Source organism: Marinilactibacillus kalidii, from assembly GCF_017599325.1.
Classification (GTDB): domain Bacteria; phylum Bacillota; class Bacilli; order Lactobacillales; family Carnobacteriaceae_A; genus Marinilactibacillus; species Marinilactibacillus kalidii.
The window spans coordinates 1-16,980 of sequence record NZ_JAGFVM010000035.1 but is presented as its reverse complement, the minus strand read 5'-3'; the positions used below and the strand labels follow the sequence as shown (position 1 = coordinate 16,980).

The window sequence follows — 16,980 nt, the reverse complement described above, 5'->3', positions numbered from 1 at the left end:
TTGCATGCAGCAGCAGTCAATAAATCTACACGATCCGCCTTACTATCAAAACAGAGAATTGTCTTGGTTGGATTTTAATGCCCGTGTACTTGCGGAAGCTGATGATCCAACTAACCCTTTATTAGAAAAATTAAAGTTTATTTCCATCGGCAGTTCGAATCTTGATGAATTTTTCAAAATTCGAGTCGCCGGTCTTCAAGACCAACTCAAACTCGGCTTTCTGGAGCCAGATTCAAAAAAACAATGGGATCCTGAAAAGCAACTTGAAGAAATTGCTCAAAAAAACCGCCTATTAGTTACAGAACAATATCGTCTATTTGATCAAATAAAAGCTGAGCTGGCTGAAAAAAACATTATGTTCCGGTTGCCAATAGAATTAGAAACCGCCCAGTTGGAAGAAGCAACTCGTATTTTCCACCAGCATATCAAGCCTGCGATTACGCCATTTGGGGTAGATGCCTATCGTCCCTTTCCCCATCTTAATGACGGCGTGATTCATCTTTTCGTTCGTCTCAAAAAACAAGGTTCACCTTTGATTGCAATTCTACCTGTTCCACCATTGATTGAACGGTTTCATCTATTGACGAATGGGGATAGTCACACCATTCTCTTTACAGAAGATATACTCTTTCATTTTTTGGATGAACTATTTTTAGGCTATCAAGTTGACTATTCTTTCACTTTCAGAATCACACGCAACGCGGACCTAGAGATTCAAGAAGATGGTGCAGAAGATTTATTATCTGTTATTGAGGATTATCTCGAAAGAAGAAAAGCAGGCATGGTTGTGCGTCTTGAAGTGGATGTTCGTTCAGTCTCAGCCGATTTCAGAGAAGACCTCACTTATCTAATGAAAGAACTCGATATATTTAAAAGAGACGTCTATGAACTAAATGGGCCATTGGACTTAACAAGCTTGAGCACTATCGCTTCAACCTTTCAACCAATTTTACCAAGTGAAGTCTTTCCTCGATTTACGCCAGATTATCCAAGTATTTTAAAAAATAATCATATTGCGGAAACGGCTGAGAAGCAAGATTTCTTCCTACACCATCCTTTTGATTCTTTTAAACCAGTCATTGATTTAGTCAAAAATGCGGTAGAAGATCCAAATACGATTGCCATTAAACAGACACTCTATCGCGTGAGTAGTAATTCTCCTTTCATAGAAGCGCTAAAACTTGCCGCTAAACGAGCTATTCAAGTTACCGTTCTTGTCGAATTGAAAGCCCGTTTCGACGAAGCAAACAATGTACACTGGGCTAAAGAACTTGAAGAAGCAGGGGCACATATCATCTATGGTATGAAAAACCTGAAGACCCATAGCAAAGCAACGTTGATCGTCAAAAAAGATCAACACGGATTCAAACGATATGTCCATCTGGGGACCGGCAACTACAATGAACAAACCGCTAAGCTTTACACAGATATGGGAATTATCACAACCAATCCTATTATTACACAGGATGTTTCTGACTTTTTCAATTATTTGAGTGGTTATTCCAATCAAGCAGATTACCGGTATTTGCACGTTTCACCTTTCGAAATGCGTGACACCTTTATCGATAGCATCGAGAACGAAATTTTATTGCATAAAAAATATGGCAATGGTCATGTGATTGCAAAAATGAATTCTTTGACCGATAAGAAAATGATCACCAAGCTATTTGAGGCAAGCTGTGCTGGTGTACGCGTCGATTTGATCATTAGAGGCATCTGTTGTTTAATACCTGGAATCAAAGGTGTCAGTGAACAGATCCATGTTCATAGTATTGTTGGTCGCTTCTTAGAGCATAGTCGTGTCTATTACTTCAACAATAATGGCGAAGAAATCGTTTATCTCTCTTCTGCAGACATGATGACGAGAAACCTAACTAAGCGAATCGAGCTCGCCTTCCCGATATTAGACCAGAAATGGAAAAAACATGTAATCAATATTTTGAAACTTTACTTGTATGATAATACTAAGGCTTGGGTACTTGATTCTAATGCGCATTACACTAAACGTACACCTGGAGAGGATAAAGCTGTCAATTCTCAACAGCAACTTATGAAGATTTTTTAATCGACTATTTATCTATCCAACTTCTTTATGGTCACTTACTACTGCTTCAGAAAATCTGCTATACTAGTAGTGCTGAAGGAGGAATCAGATTGACGACGATTAAAGATATTGCTAAACTTGCCGACGTATCTTCTGCTACGGTTTCTCGTGTAATGAATGCTAGCGGGTATGTCAGTGAAGAAACAAGAAATAAAGTGGAGCAAGCTGTAAAAGCGTTGAAATACACCCCTAATCGTAATGCACAATATTTAAGAAAAGGGGCGACTAAAAATCTGGGTATTATTAGCACTCAATTCAATGATACGGCTATTGCAAGAATCAATCCTTTTATTGAATTAGCACACGAGTCTGGTTATACATCTACCCTCTTTATCACGAATCAAGACCGCAAAAGAGAATTAGAAGCTTTTGATATGTTAAAATCCAAACAACTTGATGGTATTTTACTCATCTATCGCGCGAATGAGTGGGACATTCTTGAAGAATATGCCCATTACGGTCCCGTTGTTACGTTGCATAATATTGAATCCGAAACGATTCATTCAGTTTTTATCGATCATTACAATGGCTATATGAAGACACTCAATTACCTCTGGGATAAAGGTTACCGAAATATATTAAACGTCTATAGCACTTCTTATGGCTTAAATACTAAAAGACGCATTCAAGCGTATGAAGACTTCTGTCAAAAACATCAATTATCACCGCACCCTGCCAAACCCTTTATTGGTATTTTACGTACTGAGGATGCAGAAAAGGTCGTCAACTGGTTCCATGAGACAACTGATAAACCAGACGCGATCGTGGCACATTCAGATACAATTGCTGCTGTCATGGTCTCAAAGTTAAAGACGCTTGGATATGAAATACCAAAAGACGTTGCTGTCGTTGGATTCGATAATTTAGAAATCAGCTCATTGATGAATATCACAACAATCGATTACGCCATTGACGAACAAGGAAAAAATGCTTGCCGATTACTGTTGAATCAACTTAATGATGAAACGGCTCCACTTTATCCGTTATCGTTTAAATTGATTGAACGTCAAACGACTTGAGCGTGAATAAAAAGCGGTAGACATCAAGTGATGATACTTGATGCCTACCGCTTACTTTTTTTAGTTTATTTCATTGATTTTACGATCGAAGGCTTCTCGTTCTCTTCTTCTAGTCAATGTATTTTTGATCAATCCTTTTTTGGGTGAAAAGAGGAAAGCAATCAGACAGACGGTACCTGTGACTACAGCAATCATGCCTGCAATTGAACTGTCTAAGGCAAAAGCTAGTCTGACACCGATAATACTATTGATACTGGCAAATAGCACAGCAAGTCCAATCATTTTCTTTAACTCATGTGTCAACAGATAAGCTGTCAGTCCTGGACCAACCATAAACCCGACAACTAGGATGGAACCAACCGAGTCGTAGGCACCGACTGCCGTTAACGAAACCAAGGTCATCAGTCCATAATAGATCAGTGCCGGTGAAAATCCAATAGCTGCCGCAAAAGCTGCATCGAATGTGGTTACTTTTAATTCTTTATAAAATAGTCCAATAAATCCAGCGTTGATAAAGAGTATCACCAGCATTGTCACAAACGCTCGGGCACCAACATCTACACCAAAAATCGTCAATCTTCTAAACGGGGCAAAAGCTAATTCCCCCATCAAAACGGTATCCTGATCTAAATGGATATCTCCTGTATAGCGTGTGATCAAAATAATTGCAACACTAAAAAACAAAGGAAAGACGACACCGATCGCCGCATCATCACCAAGTAATTTGGTGCGCTGCAAAGCCTCGATTGCCCAGACCGTAAACACACCCGTCAGCGTAGCACCGACTAGAAGCAAAGGAGAATTCAAGTCTCGTGTCACGAAAAAAGCAATCACAATGCCCAGTAATACTGTATGCGTTATGGCATCAGATACCATTGTTGTTCCCCTTAATACTAAAAAAACGCCGGGCAATGCACAAGCAATCGAAACGACGACCGCTATCAATGTAATCTCCGTTATAATACTCATTTACCCTGACCTTCTTTCAAAACTTGAAGCTGTTGTTCGATACTTTTTTTCTGTTTCCGGTAGGCTGATTGTTTCGCAATAATCCCTCTTTTAGGAGAAAAGAATAAACTGATCAAAACAAATCCACTCAACACGACAACAATCGAAGGACCTGTCGGAATTCTTGTACCAATAGAACTGATTAGCGTACCAGAGATACCCGAGATGAATCCAATCACACCCGCCATGATCACGACAACACTTAAACGGTTTGACCACTGCCTAGCCGCAACTGCTGGACCAATCAGTAACGCACTCACTAAAATAACCCCAACCGATTCCAGTCCCAAAATAATCGTTAATACGATCATCGTAGACATGGTCAACGCCACTACTCTCTCAGAAAAACCCAATGTTCTACCAAAATCTGGATCAAACGTAAATAACTTAAATTCTTTCCAGAATAGACAAACAAGCAACAAGATAATGACCGCTACGATTGCAATTAACCGCACATCACGAATCAGCATAGCACTCGCTTGCCCAAAAATAAAACTATCCAGACCTGCTTGTTGCGCATTTGAGCTACCTTGGATATGCGTCATGATCACGAGCCCCAATCCAAAGAAACTAGATAAAATCAGTGATAAAGCATTATCAAATTTGATTGATGTCTTTCTACTCATCAGATGGATCAGACCGGTCGCAATCAATCCTGATATGGCTGCCCCCGCGAGCAGCACGATTAATTCTTTACTTTGAACAAGTAGAAAGCCAATGCCGATACCCGGCAAAGCAGAGTGACTCAAAGCATCCCCCAAAAGACTTTCTTTCTTGAGCGTTGCAAAAGTCCCGATAACCCCACTCAACAATCCTAAAAATCCGGTTCCCAGTGCAACGATTTGAAAGGTGTAGTCACTGAACAATGTCAGAATTTGATTCCACATTATGCGTCCTCTCCTTCTCCCAAGTTCCGGTCTTGTCTATACGTTTCATCAATATTTTCTTTCGTAAAGACTTGTGCTATCGGTCCACTACTCAAGGCTTCTTGATTAATAAAGACAACATCATCAAAATACTCTTCCACTGTCTGTAAATCATGGTGCACAACGATAACTGTTTTATTTTGTCTCGTCAGTTCTCTCAGCAGATCCATAATGATACCTTCTGTTTTGATATCAACACCTGCTAGCGGTTCGTCTAGCATATAGATATCTGCTTCTTGTGCAAGTGCACGTGCTAGAAAGACACGTTGACGCTGTCCACCAGAAAGTTGGCTGATTTGACGATTTGCAAAGGAAGGCATACCGACTTTATTCAACATATCTTTCGCTATAGCTCTATCTTTTTTACCGGTACGCTTAAACCATCCCAGTTTGCCATATCTTCCCATCAATACGACATCCAAGACTGTAGCCGGAAAGTCCCAGTCCACTGAACTATTTTGAGGAACATAAGCGATATGATTTTTCACTTCTTTATAAGTAGCGCTTTGTCCTCTGACCGTATATTGGATTTCTCCCGTAACCGGTTTGATGAAATCCAGCATCGTTTTGATTAGTGTTGATTTACCAGCACCATTAGGGCCGACGATTGCTGTTAGTTTACCTGCCCTGAACGACAGTGATGTGTTCCATAATACAGGTTTTGCATCATATGCGACCGTTAGCTGATCGATTTCAATTGCCGTCTGTTGTGGCATTTTATATCCTTCTTTCGTCCTTTTAATGTTTGTTATCTTGTGAACCGTTTAGAGCATCTACGATCGTATCGATATTTGATCGGTACATTTTAATATAAGTCTCGGTATCGTGTGCTTCATCTCCAAGCGCATCGGAATAAAGCTCTCCAGCATTGCTGAGTTCCTGTCCACGACTGTTCACCGCTTCGATCAGTGCCTCTATATTTCTAGAAGAAACAGAACTTTCGACAAAGACTGCGCTGATTTTCTGATTCGCTATGAAGTCTGCTAGTCCACTAATATCACCAGTTCCAGCTTCGGTCTGTGTATTCACACCTTGCAAACCGACCACTTCAAAGTTGAATTCTTCTCCGAAATACTGAAATGCATCATGTGCAGTTACTAAATAACGAGAGGATTCTGGAACTTCTTCTATGCGCGTTTCAATGTAGTCAGCTAGCGCCGATAATTCTTCTATATATGCTTGTGCATTCGCTTCATAATCATCAGCATGTTCCGGATCATACTCTGCAAGCTGTTCAGCTACATATTCGGAGGCATTGATCCAATTATTGACGCTAAACCAGATATGCGGATCATACTCTGTACTACCTTCCCCACCTACTGTCTTATAAGCACTACTTGGCATACCATCTGCAATAACAGTGGTTGGCACACCCCTAGATTCAAATTGTTCGAACATTTCTATAAATTGCGATTCAAGATGTAAACCGTTATAAACAATCATATCTGCTTCGTCCATTGTATATACATCAGAAGCAGATGGTTGGTAGGTATGTGGATCAATTCCGGGACCCATTAGTCCTGTTACCGCTACATACTCTCCACCAATATTTTCAACGAGATCTGCAATCATGGTCGTCGTAGCAACGACATTTATTGGTTCATCACCTTCTGGGGTTGTCGCCGTTTCATTTGAACACGCGGCGAGCATCAAAATACTCATCAGTATTGTAAACCCTATCCATTTTCTCTTCATCATTTGCACTCTTTCTTTATTTGAACTATACTTATCTTATATTTTTTAGCATAACCTAAAAATCTTTTACAGTCAACTAGGTACTTTTTTTAAACTTACCCAAATGAGAATTCTCAAAAGATTTTAGAAATTGGTTTGGCTGTCAATTGATTCATGCGTTATAATAACCCTATAACCGAATGTAAACTGTTCGCTTGTCAGTTTAAAATGAAAGCCATTGATTAGCGGAAGACCCATCGATAAATAGATCACTCTCTAAAAAGTGATCACTCGCGTTAAATAAAGTTAGTATAAGGAGTAACATCCATGACACCAAATAAAGAAGATTACATCAAAGCTATCTATGAACTAGGTGGGGAACGTGATGTCGTTACAAATAAAAGTCTTGTTCAAGCGCTATCGGTTTCTGCAGCCTCAGTAACTGAAATGAACGGTCGTTTATTGAAAGAAGGCTTATTGACCCATACCCCTTATCAAGGCGTTCGCTTAACCGATACAGGCTTGAAAATCGCAAATAAATTGATTCGAAAACACAGACTCTGGGAAGTCTTTTTATCTGAAAAGTTGGGCTATGATTGGAACGAAGTCCATGCAGATGCAGATTTACTAGAGCATGTCTCTTCGGATGCATTAATTGAACGGTTAGATCTTTTTCTAGATCAGCCGCAATTTGATCCACATGGCGGTGTCATTCCTAATAAAGATGGTACTATTGAAAAAATGAATCATATCCCTTTAGTTGAACTTCGTATCGGTACTCATTTCATTATTAAAGAAGTCAATGATCAGCAAGAATTTTTAGAATATTTGCTTCATAAAAAAGTGCAATTAGGTAACGAATATGTTTTAAAAGATATTGAACCTTACGAGGGTCCTTTGACGCTTCAAACAGTTGATGGCATTGAAACAATCATTAGCCATAAAGCCGCCTTCAAGATATTTGTCAAAGAACTTATCGAACCATAATGCTTCATTAAGCGATTGATCAGTGATCAATCGCTTTTTTTCTTTTCCTTTTTCACCTTTTTTAAACTCATTATATCTATTACGAAGGAATGGTTTCACAAGCTTTTCCTTTTTAAGATTGCTATAGTTATATTGAGGCACACCCTATGTACTTTATTTTAGTGTGCAAAGAATCGTTATCAACAAGTAAGTAGATAACGACCAATTTAATTAGTCGGAGGAATCACTATGAAAAAACAGTTTGATACGGTTCACCAAAAAATCACTTACCTAGAACAGCAAGCTTATGATGGCAACGACTTAGGCTTAACCTACTCACCAACTCAGTCCACCTTTAACGTTTGGTCTCCCCTTGCCGAATCCGTCACACTTAATCTATATCGCACGGGTCTTAACGACGAAGACACACTGATTGAACAAATTTCCCTAACGGAGGCAGGAAAGATTTGGACTGTAACTGTAGATAAAGATCTTGCTGGTCTATTTTATACCTATACTTTTCATCATGGTGAAGATCATGTCACCGAAACGCAAGATATCTATAGTAAGGCAGTCGGTTTAAACGGACACCGTTCTGCTATTGTTGATTTATCAAGCACAAACCCAACTGGCTGGGAGTCAGATGAATCGGTTAGACAAACCGCCATAACAGAGGCACTGATTTGGGAAGTTCATGTAGAAGATTTTTCTAGTAGTGAAACTGGCGGATTTTCCGAAGATTATCGCGGTAAGTATTTGGCATTCACTGAAACCCATACTTATTTGAATGATTCACCTGATTCTGAAATTCCTACAGGTGTAAATTACCTTAAATCATTAGGCATCAATTTTGTCCATTTACTTCCAGCTTTTGATTTCGACAACGACGAGTTAGGCGATCAATATAACTGGGGATATGATCCCAAAAATTATATGGTACCCGAAGGCAAATATGCCATGGATCCCAGTAACCCTGTTTCTAGGATCAAAGAATTCAAGCAACTCGTCCAAAGTCTTCACGAAGAAAATATTGGTGTCGTATTAGATGTTGTTTATAATCACACCTTCACCTATGAAGCGTCTTGTTTCCAATCAACAGTTCCTGATTATTACTATCGTCAAGATGAGCACGGCATGATCACCAATGGATCAGGCTGTGGTAATGAAACTGCCAGCGAAAGAAAAATGATGCGGAAATATATGATCGACTCCTTGATTTACTGGGCTAAGGAATATCACCTAGACGGCTTTAGATTTGATTTGATGGGACTGCACGATGTCCATACTATGAATTACATTCGCCAAGCTTTCAATGATGCAGGAATGGCAGACATCATACTTTATGGTGAGCCTTGGAACGCAGGCAGCGTAGCGATTTATGAGCCAAACATGCCGGCGGATAAGTTTCATATCCAAGAGTTAGCTGATGGTATAGCGATATTTAATGATGAGTTTCGTGATGCCATTAAAGGTCCGGTTTTTGACGAGCATAAAGGTGGTTTTTTACAAGGCGCAAACGGTTTTGAGGATAGTGCTTATATGAATGGTGATTTGATTGGCAGCTTACTTGCCAATACCCAGACTGTCGTTGGAGATTTCTCTCTACCTGAAGGAAAGGATTGGGCTAGAAACCCCTCACAAGTCATCAATTATGCTTCGGCACATGATAATCTTCCTTTATACGATAAACTTGTTCGCACGTTAAGAGAGGATGACAACTTTGATCGTCACGAAGAAATCATTCAATTAAATAAATTGAATGCAGCACTCCTCTTTACAGCCCAAGGGGGTATTTTCATGCAAGCTGGAGAGGAATTTGGTCGAACAAAATTCGGCGATGAAAATAGTTTTAATTCTCCGATTGAAACAAACCAGATCGATTGGTCGCTAGTGGAGCAAAACAAAGATGTCGTTGATTATTATAAAGGCATGATTCAAATCAGAAAAGCCTATGCCCCACTGCGAGATAAAACCAACAAAACTGCTGAAAAAATCTATTTCACAGACTTAAGAGAAAATTTGATTGCTTATACCATACCGAATACGCTAGAGGAAAATCCTAGATGGACTCAAATGGCTGTGATCATGAATACGAGTTGGACTTCTGAAACGATTCAGCTTCACTCGTCTCTTCCTTTACCGGAAGAATGGACAATTATTGCCAATAGACACAGTGCTGGTACGGAAAGTTTAGGTGTTCAAGTTGGTCAGGAGCTGTTGATCAACCCAATGGAAGTCCTCATCTTGGTAGCAGAATAATCCTACTAAAGATCGATGTTGGCCTATTATAGGTTGTGGTAAGCTAAAACCATGAGGGCACAAAAAAAGGAGGGAAACTATTATGGGTAGAAGAGGTGGCGGCGGTGGCGGTCGCTCAGGTGGAAGCTCATTTGGTGGTAGTCGTGGCGGTTCCAGTCGCTTAGGTGGATCAGGCGGTGGTCGTCGCGGTGCATCCGGTGGCAGCAGTGGTCGCTCCAACGGTAATTTTGGTGGTGGCTTTGGCGGTGGCGGATATAATAGAGGCTATGGTTACGGCGGCGGTTGGGGTTATGGACGTGGCTTTGGCTGGGGACGTAGAAGAAACTACGGTGGCGGTTTTGGTGGCGGCGGTTGTGGACTCTTGGGCTGTTTAGGGCCTTTTCTCTTTTTTATCATTTTGATGAACTTGATTGGTGGTGTCGGAATGTTTGGGAACACTAGCAATAACCAGATGAACTCAACTAATCGCACGATTCAGTCTTCTTCCAGAGAACGTACGCCACTAGAAGCTGGTGCAGTAAACGAAACTGCCTACTACACAGATAATGCAAATTGGATCGGTAATGCAACAACATTGGAAAATGGCATGCGTTATTACTACGAAAAAACTGGCATTCAACCCTATTTATATATCACAGAAGAGATCGACGGAAACGCGAATCCGAGCCTTGAGGAACTAGAAGCATTTAAAAGTAATTTATACGATGAACTCTTTGACGATGAAGCTCACATGTTGGTTCTGTTTTTTGAGAGCGATACTTTCGAACTAGACGATTACTATTACGTTGGAACCGAAATCGGGGCTCAAGCGCGAAGTGTGATGGACAGAGAAGCGCAAGATATCTTTTACGATTACCTCGATCGTTATTACTTTGACGACATCGAGGAAGAGGTGTTTTTTGCCCAAAGCTTCCAAGAAACTGCTGACCGAATGATGACCGTTACGAGAAGTCCTTGGATAACCATCTCTATGATCTTTGGTGGTGTCGTACTTGTCGGTCTTCTATTTACCTGGTGGTTACGTGTCTTGAAAAAAGACCGAGAAGCTGCTAAACCAGATGAATCCTATAAATCACAAACAGAAAATGATGATTTAGACTTTTAAAAGTCATCGAAAACATGAGGCTGGGACAAAACTAGTCAAACAGAAGAAACCCGTCAAATTCAGGATTTCTAATCCTTGATTTGACGGGTTTTCTAATTGTCCGATTTTATGAAAAAAGGTTAATCAGAGACTTATGTCCCAGCCTCTTTTTCTTGTTAGCCTTCTCCTCAATCAAGATGTTGCATCCTCTATATGGAAAAGGTAAACTATCATTTATGAACTTATGCTTAAAAAATGAAAACCAAATTAGAGGATGAATGACATGGATTCGATTTTTACTAGAGAAAAACGAGAGATACTGAACTTACTTGAAGAAATGATTAATCAAGACAGTGGTTCTTTTTACAAAGAAGGCTGTGATGCTGTAGGTCATTTATTGAAAAATCAGTATGCGGCACTTGGATTCGATGTTGTCACACTACCAGAAGCACAACACGGCGATCACTTGTATATTACTCATAAAGAAGCTAATGAACCAGATATATTGATCATTGCTCATATGGACACTGTCTTTCCCGTTGGTACAGTCGCTAACAGACCCTTCACTCTAACAGAAGACGGTATTGCAAAAGGGCCGGGAATTTTTGATATGAAAACGAGCCACGTTCAAGCTCTATACGCAATGAAATCACTCATTGAAGAGCAACATCCCGCATACAAAAAAGTGGCGCTTCTGCTTAACGCTGACGAAGAGATTGGCTCGATTACTTCTAGAAAATATATTGAACAATACGGAAAGCAGTCCAAAGCTGTTTTGATCATCGAACCTGCTAGAGGGACAGAACTAACGACAAGTCGTAAGGGTGGCGGCAAATTTTACTTATCAATCAAAGGTAAGTCATCACACGCGGGAGCAGCACCTGAAAAGGGCATTAGTGCCGTTGGAGAACTCGGGCATAAAATCGTCAAGTTGCATGCATTAAACGATCGTCCAGGAATCAATGTAAATGTTGGTGTCATAACAGGCGGAACATCCCCGAACACTATTGCACCAAATGCAGAAGCAAAAATCGATATTCGTTTTGAAACACAAGAACAAGGCATTGAAGTAGATCGACTTGTCAGAGAAATTCTTGATTATTCAGATGTACCAGGAACCGAGCTCACCTTAACAGGTGGGATTACCCGTCCTGCTTGGCAGGCAGATGCTGCTTCTATGCGACTCTTTGAATTGATTCGTAAAGAAGGTGAAAAACTAGGCATGTCATTAACACCTGTCTATAGTGGGGGTGGTTCTGACGGTAATTTCACAGGGAATCTTGGTATTCCCACGATTGATGGCCTCGGTCCAATTGGTGGAAATGCTCATCAGGCAGATGAATTTTTAGTTTATTCTACGCTTGAGACAAAAGGCGAATTATTGATTCAAACACTTAAAGCACTCTATTCAGTACCTACTGTTTAATTACTTAAAAAAGCCTTCTCTAACCCAACATACCTCGCTCCTTAATGCGTGAGGTATGTTGGATTTATGAGAAGACTTTTTTTATTTCCAGTAAGTATGAATAGCACCTTTATCTCCTTGAACTGGGTCTAATGGAGGAATCGCAACATGACTAATTTCTTCTTTTATTTTTCCAAATAACTCTTTTGATTTTACATCACTTTTTTTGTACGTATTAAACGATTGCCCATTAGGATAAGCACCTACGATACTAAAATCTTTTGATGCTTTAAGCCGTTTGTGAGCCATGCCTGGCGGTAACAATAGAACATCGCCTTGGGTGAACGATACCTTTTTCCCACTCGGACCACCAAGCTGCACGGAAGCTTCTCCCGCTAAACAAACTAGTACTTCATCCGCATTAGAATGGAAATGATGATAGTCAAAAATACCATTGACCCACGCATTTGTATATTGATAACGTGCCAATCTCTCTATTACCTGTTCGGCAGCATGGTGTTCCTCTACGATGTTCTTAAATGCGTCAGGATAAAGCATCGCCGGCAATACATTATTAGGATATGGATAACTTTCCTCTAACAATATCTGTTCAATCATATTTGTCCCTCCTTCAATACTTTTCCCAATTCTGACATTTATCGATTGGCATTTCAACTTTCTCACCTTACCTTATCAACTTATTAATATTTTTATAAATCAGCTTAGTATCATTTGACAAAATAATTGACATTAAGTATGCTTATATTGTATAGATCATGGTCATCTCGTCCGAAACCACTCAAACTGCAACATATTAGAAAGGTAAAATCATGAAACTATTTGATCGCTTTAAAACTAAATCTAAAAAAGCAGTATCACCCTCTAAAACAGATACACCACAAGAAAAAAAGTGTCTTAAAATTAAATTTGAAACAAAAATCCCTGCGGATCATATTACTAGTAGCCAAGAGGTTATCCAAATGATTGTTGATAAAATGGTCAAAGAAGATCCCTTTAAAAACTTTTATACGGGAAAAACTGACGCAGATTTCACGCCTTTGTCTAAGCGTGTCTATAAATATGATGCGATTACGACTGTCAACGTTAACTTAGTTCCTCAAGGTGAAACGTATGCTGTTTCTGTTGAAGGAATCTCTATTGGTACATTACCCAGCTCAATCAGCCGTAAAATCTCAGAATATTACGATGATTCAATGTTAACTGCCTATGCATACGTTACAGGCGGTTATTATAAAGAGTATGATCGGGTTAAAGAAGCCGTTATTGAACAAGAAGAACCTTGTGGTATCGATATCTACATTCAATTCACTTAAAAAGTCTAATAAGCAGCTACGCTCAATGATAGAGCGAGCTGCTTTTTTTGTGCGAGTAGACTCATTCGTTGTGAGCTGATTAATTGCAGTTTTTGCTTTTAAATAGTAATCTGAAAGGTAACAAGTACTATTTAACTTTAATATGTAAAAATCATAATAGGAGGCATAAACGATGGATTTAGGCATCAAAGGTAAAATCGCACTCATTACAGGATCCGATTCTGGAATTGGAAAAGCAACCGCAAAACAATTATTGTCAGAAGGTGCAACGGTTATTTTAACCGACCGTAAAGAAGATAACTTGAATGAAACGATGGAAGAATTGAAATCACTGGGAACTGTTTACGGTAAAACAGCCGATATCACTGACGTGGATAGTCTTAAAGATTTACATGACTATACAAAAGAAACAGTCGGAGAAATTGATATTCTCGTGCAAAATGCAGGTACTTCAGGTGCTCAAGGTATGTTTCATGATATTGACGACGCTGGTTGGGTCGAAACGATTGAAGTCGATTTACTTGGACCTGTCCGTATTACAAGAGAATTCTTACCCGATTTGAGAAATGGTGGATGGGGTCGTGTTGTCTACCTTGCTTCGGAAAATGCCGTTCAACCCTATCAAGACGAGTTGCCTTATGATGCTGCAAAAGCTGGTGTCTTATCATTTGCAAAAGGTTTATCTCGTTCTTACGCAAAAGAAGGTTTACTCATTAACGTAGTATCTCCTGCTTTTATTGAAACACCCATGACAGATGAAATGATGGAAAAACGTGCTAAGAAAATGGATGTTTCATTTGACGAAGCTGTCGAATCGTTCTTAGATGAGGAACGTCCCCATTTAGAACTGAAACGTCGCGGTCAAGTCGACGAAGTGGCAGCGGTCATTTCTTTCCTTTGCTCAGATAGAGCATCGTTTGTAAATGGTGCAAATTACCGCGTTGACGGTGGTTCTGTAGCAACAATCAACTAAATTTAAATAACAAATAAGGAGCGAACTTCATTTATGGAAAACGAACAAACTTATTTTGATTATCTAATCGTCGGAGGCGGTATTGCAGCGGGAAATGCTGTAGCCGGTATCCGTGAGTCGGATAAAGCAGGTACAATCGGTGTCATTTCTGCTGATTCAGATAGACCTTATGAGAGACCCGCCCTTTCTAAAAAACTTTGGACGGATGATTCATTTACCACTGATCAAATCTTCTATAATGTGAGTGAAGACCATCAAGCAAACTTAATGCTGGAAACAGAAGTTACAGCTGTCGATAAAGAAGCCCATACGGTAACGACAAATAAAAACGATGTGATCAAGTATAAAAAATTATTACTTGTAACAGGTGGTAAGCCTCAAATGATTGATGGACCTAAAGATGACAATGTCTTCGCATTTAGATCATTTGAAGACTACACTAAATTAAGAAGCCTATCAGGAGACAACCAACATATCGCCATCGTTGGCGGTAGTTATATTGGAACTGAACTTGCAGCGAATCTTGCCCTAAATGATACAAAGGTCACACTTATTTATCCTCAAAGTATTCTTGGAGATAATCGGTTCCCTGAAGAAATCGCTCGGGAGTATGAGCAAACTTATGTCGATCATGGTATCAAAATGATCAATGAAACACGTGCAGATAAATATACAAAAGATGGCGACACCCTCGTCCTACATCTTAATAATGGTCAAAGGGTAGAAGCAGATGCCATCATTCTTGGTTTAGGTGTCTCTCCTGTTCTAGATTTGGCAGAACAAGCTGGATTAGACTTAGATGACGGTGTCGTGGTGGATGAATATCTACGTACTTCAGACCCAGATATTTATGCAGCGGGAGATATTGCTTCTTATCCAGACCCTATTCTTGGAAGACAGCGTATCGAACACGTTGACCATGCTAGAAAATCTGGAACCGCAGTGGGTAAAATCATGGCTGGCTTAAATCAGCCTTATGAACACACCCCTTACTTCTATTCTATGATTTTTGATATCTCATGGAAAGCGATCGGTACACTTGATTTATCCTTAGATTTACTCATTGATGAAGTTGATGGTGGAAAAGTTGTTTACTATCTTAAAGAAGATAAACCAGTCGGTATTTTAACATGGAATGTAGAACCAGACCTTGATAAAGTACGCGAACTGATTGATAATCCACCAGCATCATCTGAGTCCCTTAAAGGGGCTATTCGTGATCAAGAAGGTTCATAATTGAATGCAAAAAGGTGTCGGCTACTTGCCGGCACCTTTTGGTTCTATAATATTTGGTGTTGGTGAGAATTCGCCAACACTATTTTTATGTAAAATGAAACAAGCGAGATTCTCTGATAGACTATAGTTACCACACCAAATCTATAGGAGGAATCTCGCTTGCTTGAATCTAATGATATCAAAAAATTGCTTCATATCCAAGATGAATCGATCACATTGACTCAGATCGATCGTCAAACCCTAAAAGGAACTTTAACCAATATTGTCAGTGGGACAATCACTTATACACCAGGCTATTGTCCTAAGTGCGGTGTTAAAAACGCCGATTATAACATTATTAAGTACGGAACCAAGCTAACTAAAATGGTCTGGAATAAGGTGGCTGGGTATCCAACGCGCCTTTATCTAAAGAAACAACGTTTCTATTGTAAGTCTTGTACACAGACCTTCTCTGCTCATTCCTCAGAAGTCGAAGAACATTGTTTTATTTCTAAGAAAGTAAAGCAACACATCGGCTTTCAATCAAGAGAAGATCTTTCTATGAAGTATATAGCAGAAGAACATACGGTATCACCTTCCACCGTTAAGCGAGTGATTAGCACATTCGCCCAAGTCTATTACCCTGACTTCCAATCTTTACCGCCTTGTTTGCTTTTCGATGAATTCAAATCAGTCAAAAATGTGAAAGGTTCGATGAGCTTCATTTACGCCGATGGCGATACACATGAGGTGATCGATATCCTTCCTGATAGAAGAAAAGCTTATCTCAAACTTCACTTTCAAAAGTATCCGCTAAAAGTGAGAGAGCAGGTAAAACTCATCGTGATTGATATGAACGCAGCTTATGAGTACTTTATAAGAGAGCTTTTTCCAAATGCAAAAATCATTATTGATCGCTTTCACATCACCCAGTTGATTAATCGATCTTTAAATAGAATCAGAGTAAAAATCATGAAACAATACAACCATTCTAGCTATCCGTCTAAAGGAAT

Annotated in this window: 15 protein-coding genes; 10 read left to right on the top strand and 5 right to left on the bottom strand. The window is 39.6% G+C overall.

All coding sequences use genetic code 11. The features are described 5' to 3' along the window. Positions 1 to 4 precede the first annotated feature (4 nt). A complete protein-coding gene (gene ppk1, locus J5J05_RS08730; protein WP_208560301.1) occupies positions 5 to 2,065 on the top strand; it encodes a polyphosphate kinase 1 in 2,061 nt (686 codons plus the stop codon). Between the two features lie 89 nt (positions 2,066 to 2,154). Next, positions 2,155 to 3,123, top strand: a complete 969-nt coding sequence (locus J5J05_RS08725; protein WP_208560300.1) for a LacI family DNA-binding transcriptional regulator — start codon at positions 2,155 to 2,157, stop codon at positions 3,121 to 3,123. A gap of 60 nt (positions 3,124 to 3,183) precedes the next feature. On the opposite strand, the gene J5J05_RS08720 is transcribed toward J5J05_RS08725, so the two are convergent. From J5J05_RS08720 to J5J05_RS08705, 4 genes are read right to left on the bottom strand one after another with little or no spacing between them, the layout of a single operon-like run. Beyond that, positions 3,184 to 4,092: a metal ABC transporter permease gene (locus tag J5J05_RS08720; RefSeq protein WP_208560299.1), complete on the bottom strand. Its 909-nt coding sequence runs from the start codon at positions 4,090 to 4,092 to the stop codon at positions 3,184 to 3,186. Next, entirely contained in the window at positions 4,089 to 5,018 is a 930-nt protein-coding gene (locus J5J05_RS08715) for a metal ABC transporter permease (RefSeq protein WP_208560298.1), read from the bottom strand. Before J5J05_RS08715 ends, J5J05_RS08720 begins: the two co-directional genes overlap by 4 nt. Beyond that, positions 5,018 to 5,773, bottom strand: a complete 756-nt coding sequence (locus J5J05_RS08710) for a metal ABC transporter ATP-binding protein (protein WP_208560297.1) — start codon at positions 5,771 to 5,773, stop codon at positions 5,018 to 5,020. The genes J5J05_RS08715 and J5J05_RS08710 overlap by 1 nt, the downstream gene beginning before the upstream one ends. 22 nt (positions 5,774 to 5,795) lie before the next feature. Next, positions 5,796 to 6,752: a metal ABC transporter solute-binding protein, Zn/Mn family gene (locus tag J5J05_RS08705; protein WP_208560296.1), complete on the bottom strand. Its 957-nt coding sequence runs from the start codon at positions 6,750 to 6,752 to the stop codon at positions 5,796 to 5,798. A 306-nt stretch (positions 6,753 to 7,058) separates the two neighbouring features. Here J5J05_RS08705 and J5J05_RS08700 point away from each other — a divergent pair, with 306 nt between their 5' ends. The 4 genes from J5J05_RS08700 (at position 7,059) to J5J05_RS08685 (ending at position 12,466) form a co-directional block, all read left to right on the top strand. Further along, positions 7,059 to 7,718, top strand: a complete 660-nt coding sequence (locus J5J05_RS08700; protein WP_208560295.1) for a metal-dependent transcriptional regulator — start codon at positions 7,059 to 7,061, stop codon at positions 7,716 to 7,718. A 228-nt stretch (positions 7,719 to 7,946) separates the two neighbouring features. After that, on the top strand, positions 7,947 to 9,956 hold the full coding sequence (gene pulA, locus J5J05_RS08695; protein ID WP_208560294.1) for a type I pullulanase: 2,010 nt from the start codon (positions 7,947 to 7,949) through the stop codon (positions 9,954 to 9,956). An 82-nt stretch (positions 9,957 to 10,038) separates the two neighbouring features. Further along, positions 10,039 to 11,061 carry a hypothetical protein gene (locus tag J5J05_RS08690; protein ID WP_208560293.1) on the top strand — a complete coding sequence of 341 codons (1,023 nt, stop codon included), beginning with the start codon at positions 10,039 to 10,041 and terminating at the stop codon, positions 11,059 to 11,061. Between the two features lie 262 nt (positions 11,062 to 11,323). Continuing rightward, complete coding sequence (locus J5J05_RS08685) at positions 11,324 to 12,466, top strand: M20 family metallopeptidase (protein WP_208560292.1); 1,143 nt, start codon at positions 11,324 to 11,326, stop codon at positions 12,464 to 12,466. Between the two features lie 81 nt (positions 12,467 to 12,547). On the opposite strand, the gene J5J05_RS08680 is transcribed toward J5J05_RS08685, so the two are convergent. After that, positions 12,548 to 13,063 (bottom strand): cupin domain-containing protein, encoded by a 516-nt coding sequence (locus J5J05_RS08680; RefSeq protein WP_208560291.1) that lies wholly within the window; start codon positions 13,061 to 13,063, stop codon positions 12,548 to 12,550. Positions 13,064 to 13,275: 212 nt separating this feature from the next. On the opposite strand from J5J05_RS08680, the gene J5J05_RS08675 reads away from it, so the two are divergent. From J5J05_RS08675 to J5J05_RS08660, 4 genes are all read left to right on the top strand, one after another. Next, positions 13,276 to 13,779: a hypothetical protein gene (locus J5J05_RS08675; protein ID WP_208560290.1), complete on the top strand. Its 504-nt coding sequence runs from the start codon at positions 13,276 to 13,278 to the stop codon at positions 13,777 to 13,779. A 172-nt stretch (positions 13,780 to 13,951) separates the two neighbouring features. Beyond that, complete coding sequence (locus tag J5J05_RS08670) at positions 13,952 to 14,752, top strand: SDR family NAD(P)-dependent oxidoreductase (protein ID WP_208560289.1); 801 nt, start codon at positions 13,952 to 13,954, stop codon at positions 14,750 to 14,752. A gap of 33 nt (positions 14,753 to 14,785) precedes the next feature. After that, on the top strand, positions 14,786 to 15,988 hold the full coding sequence (locus J5J05_RS08665; protein WP_208560288.1) for an NAD(P)/FAD-dependent oxidoreductase: 1,203 nt from the start codon (positions 14,786 to 14,788) through the stop codon (positions 15,986 to 15,988). A 159-nt stretch (positions 15,989 to 16,147) separates the two neighbouring features. Next, on the top strand, positions 16,148 to 16,980 hold an 833-nt coding region (locus tag J5J05_RS08660), incomplete at its 3' end, for an ISL3 family transposase (protein WP_208559039.1).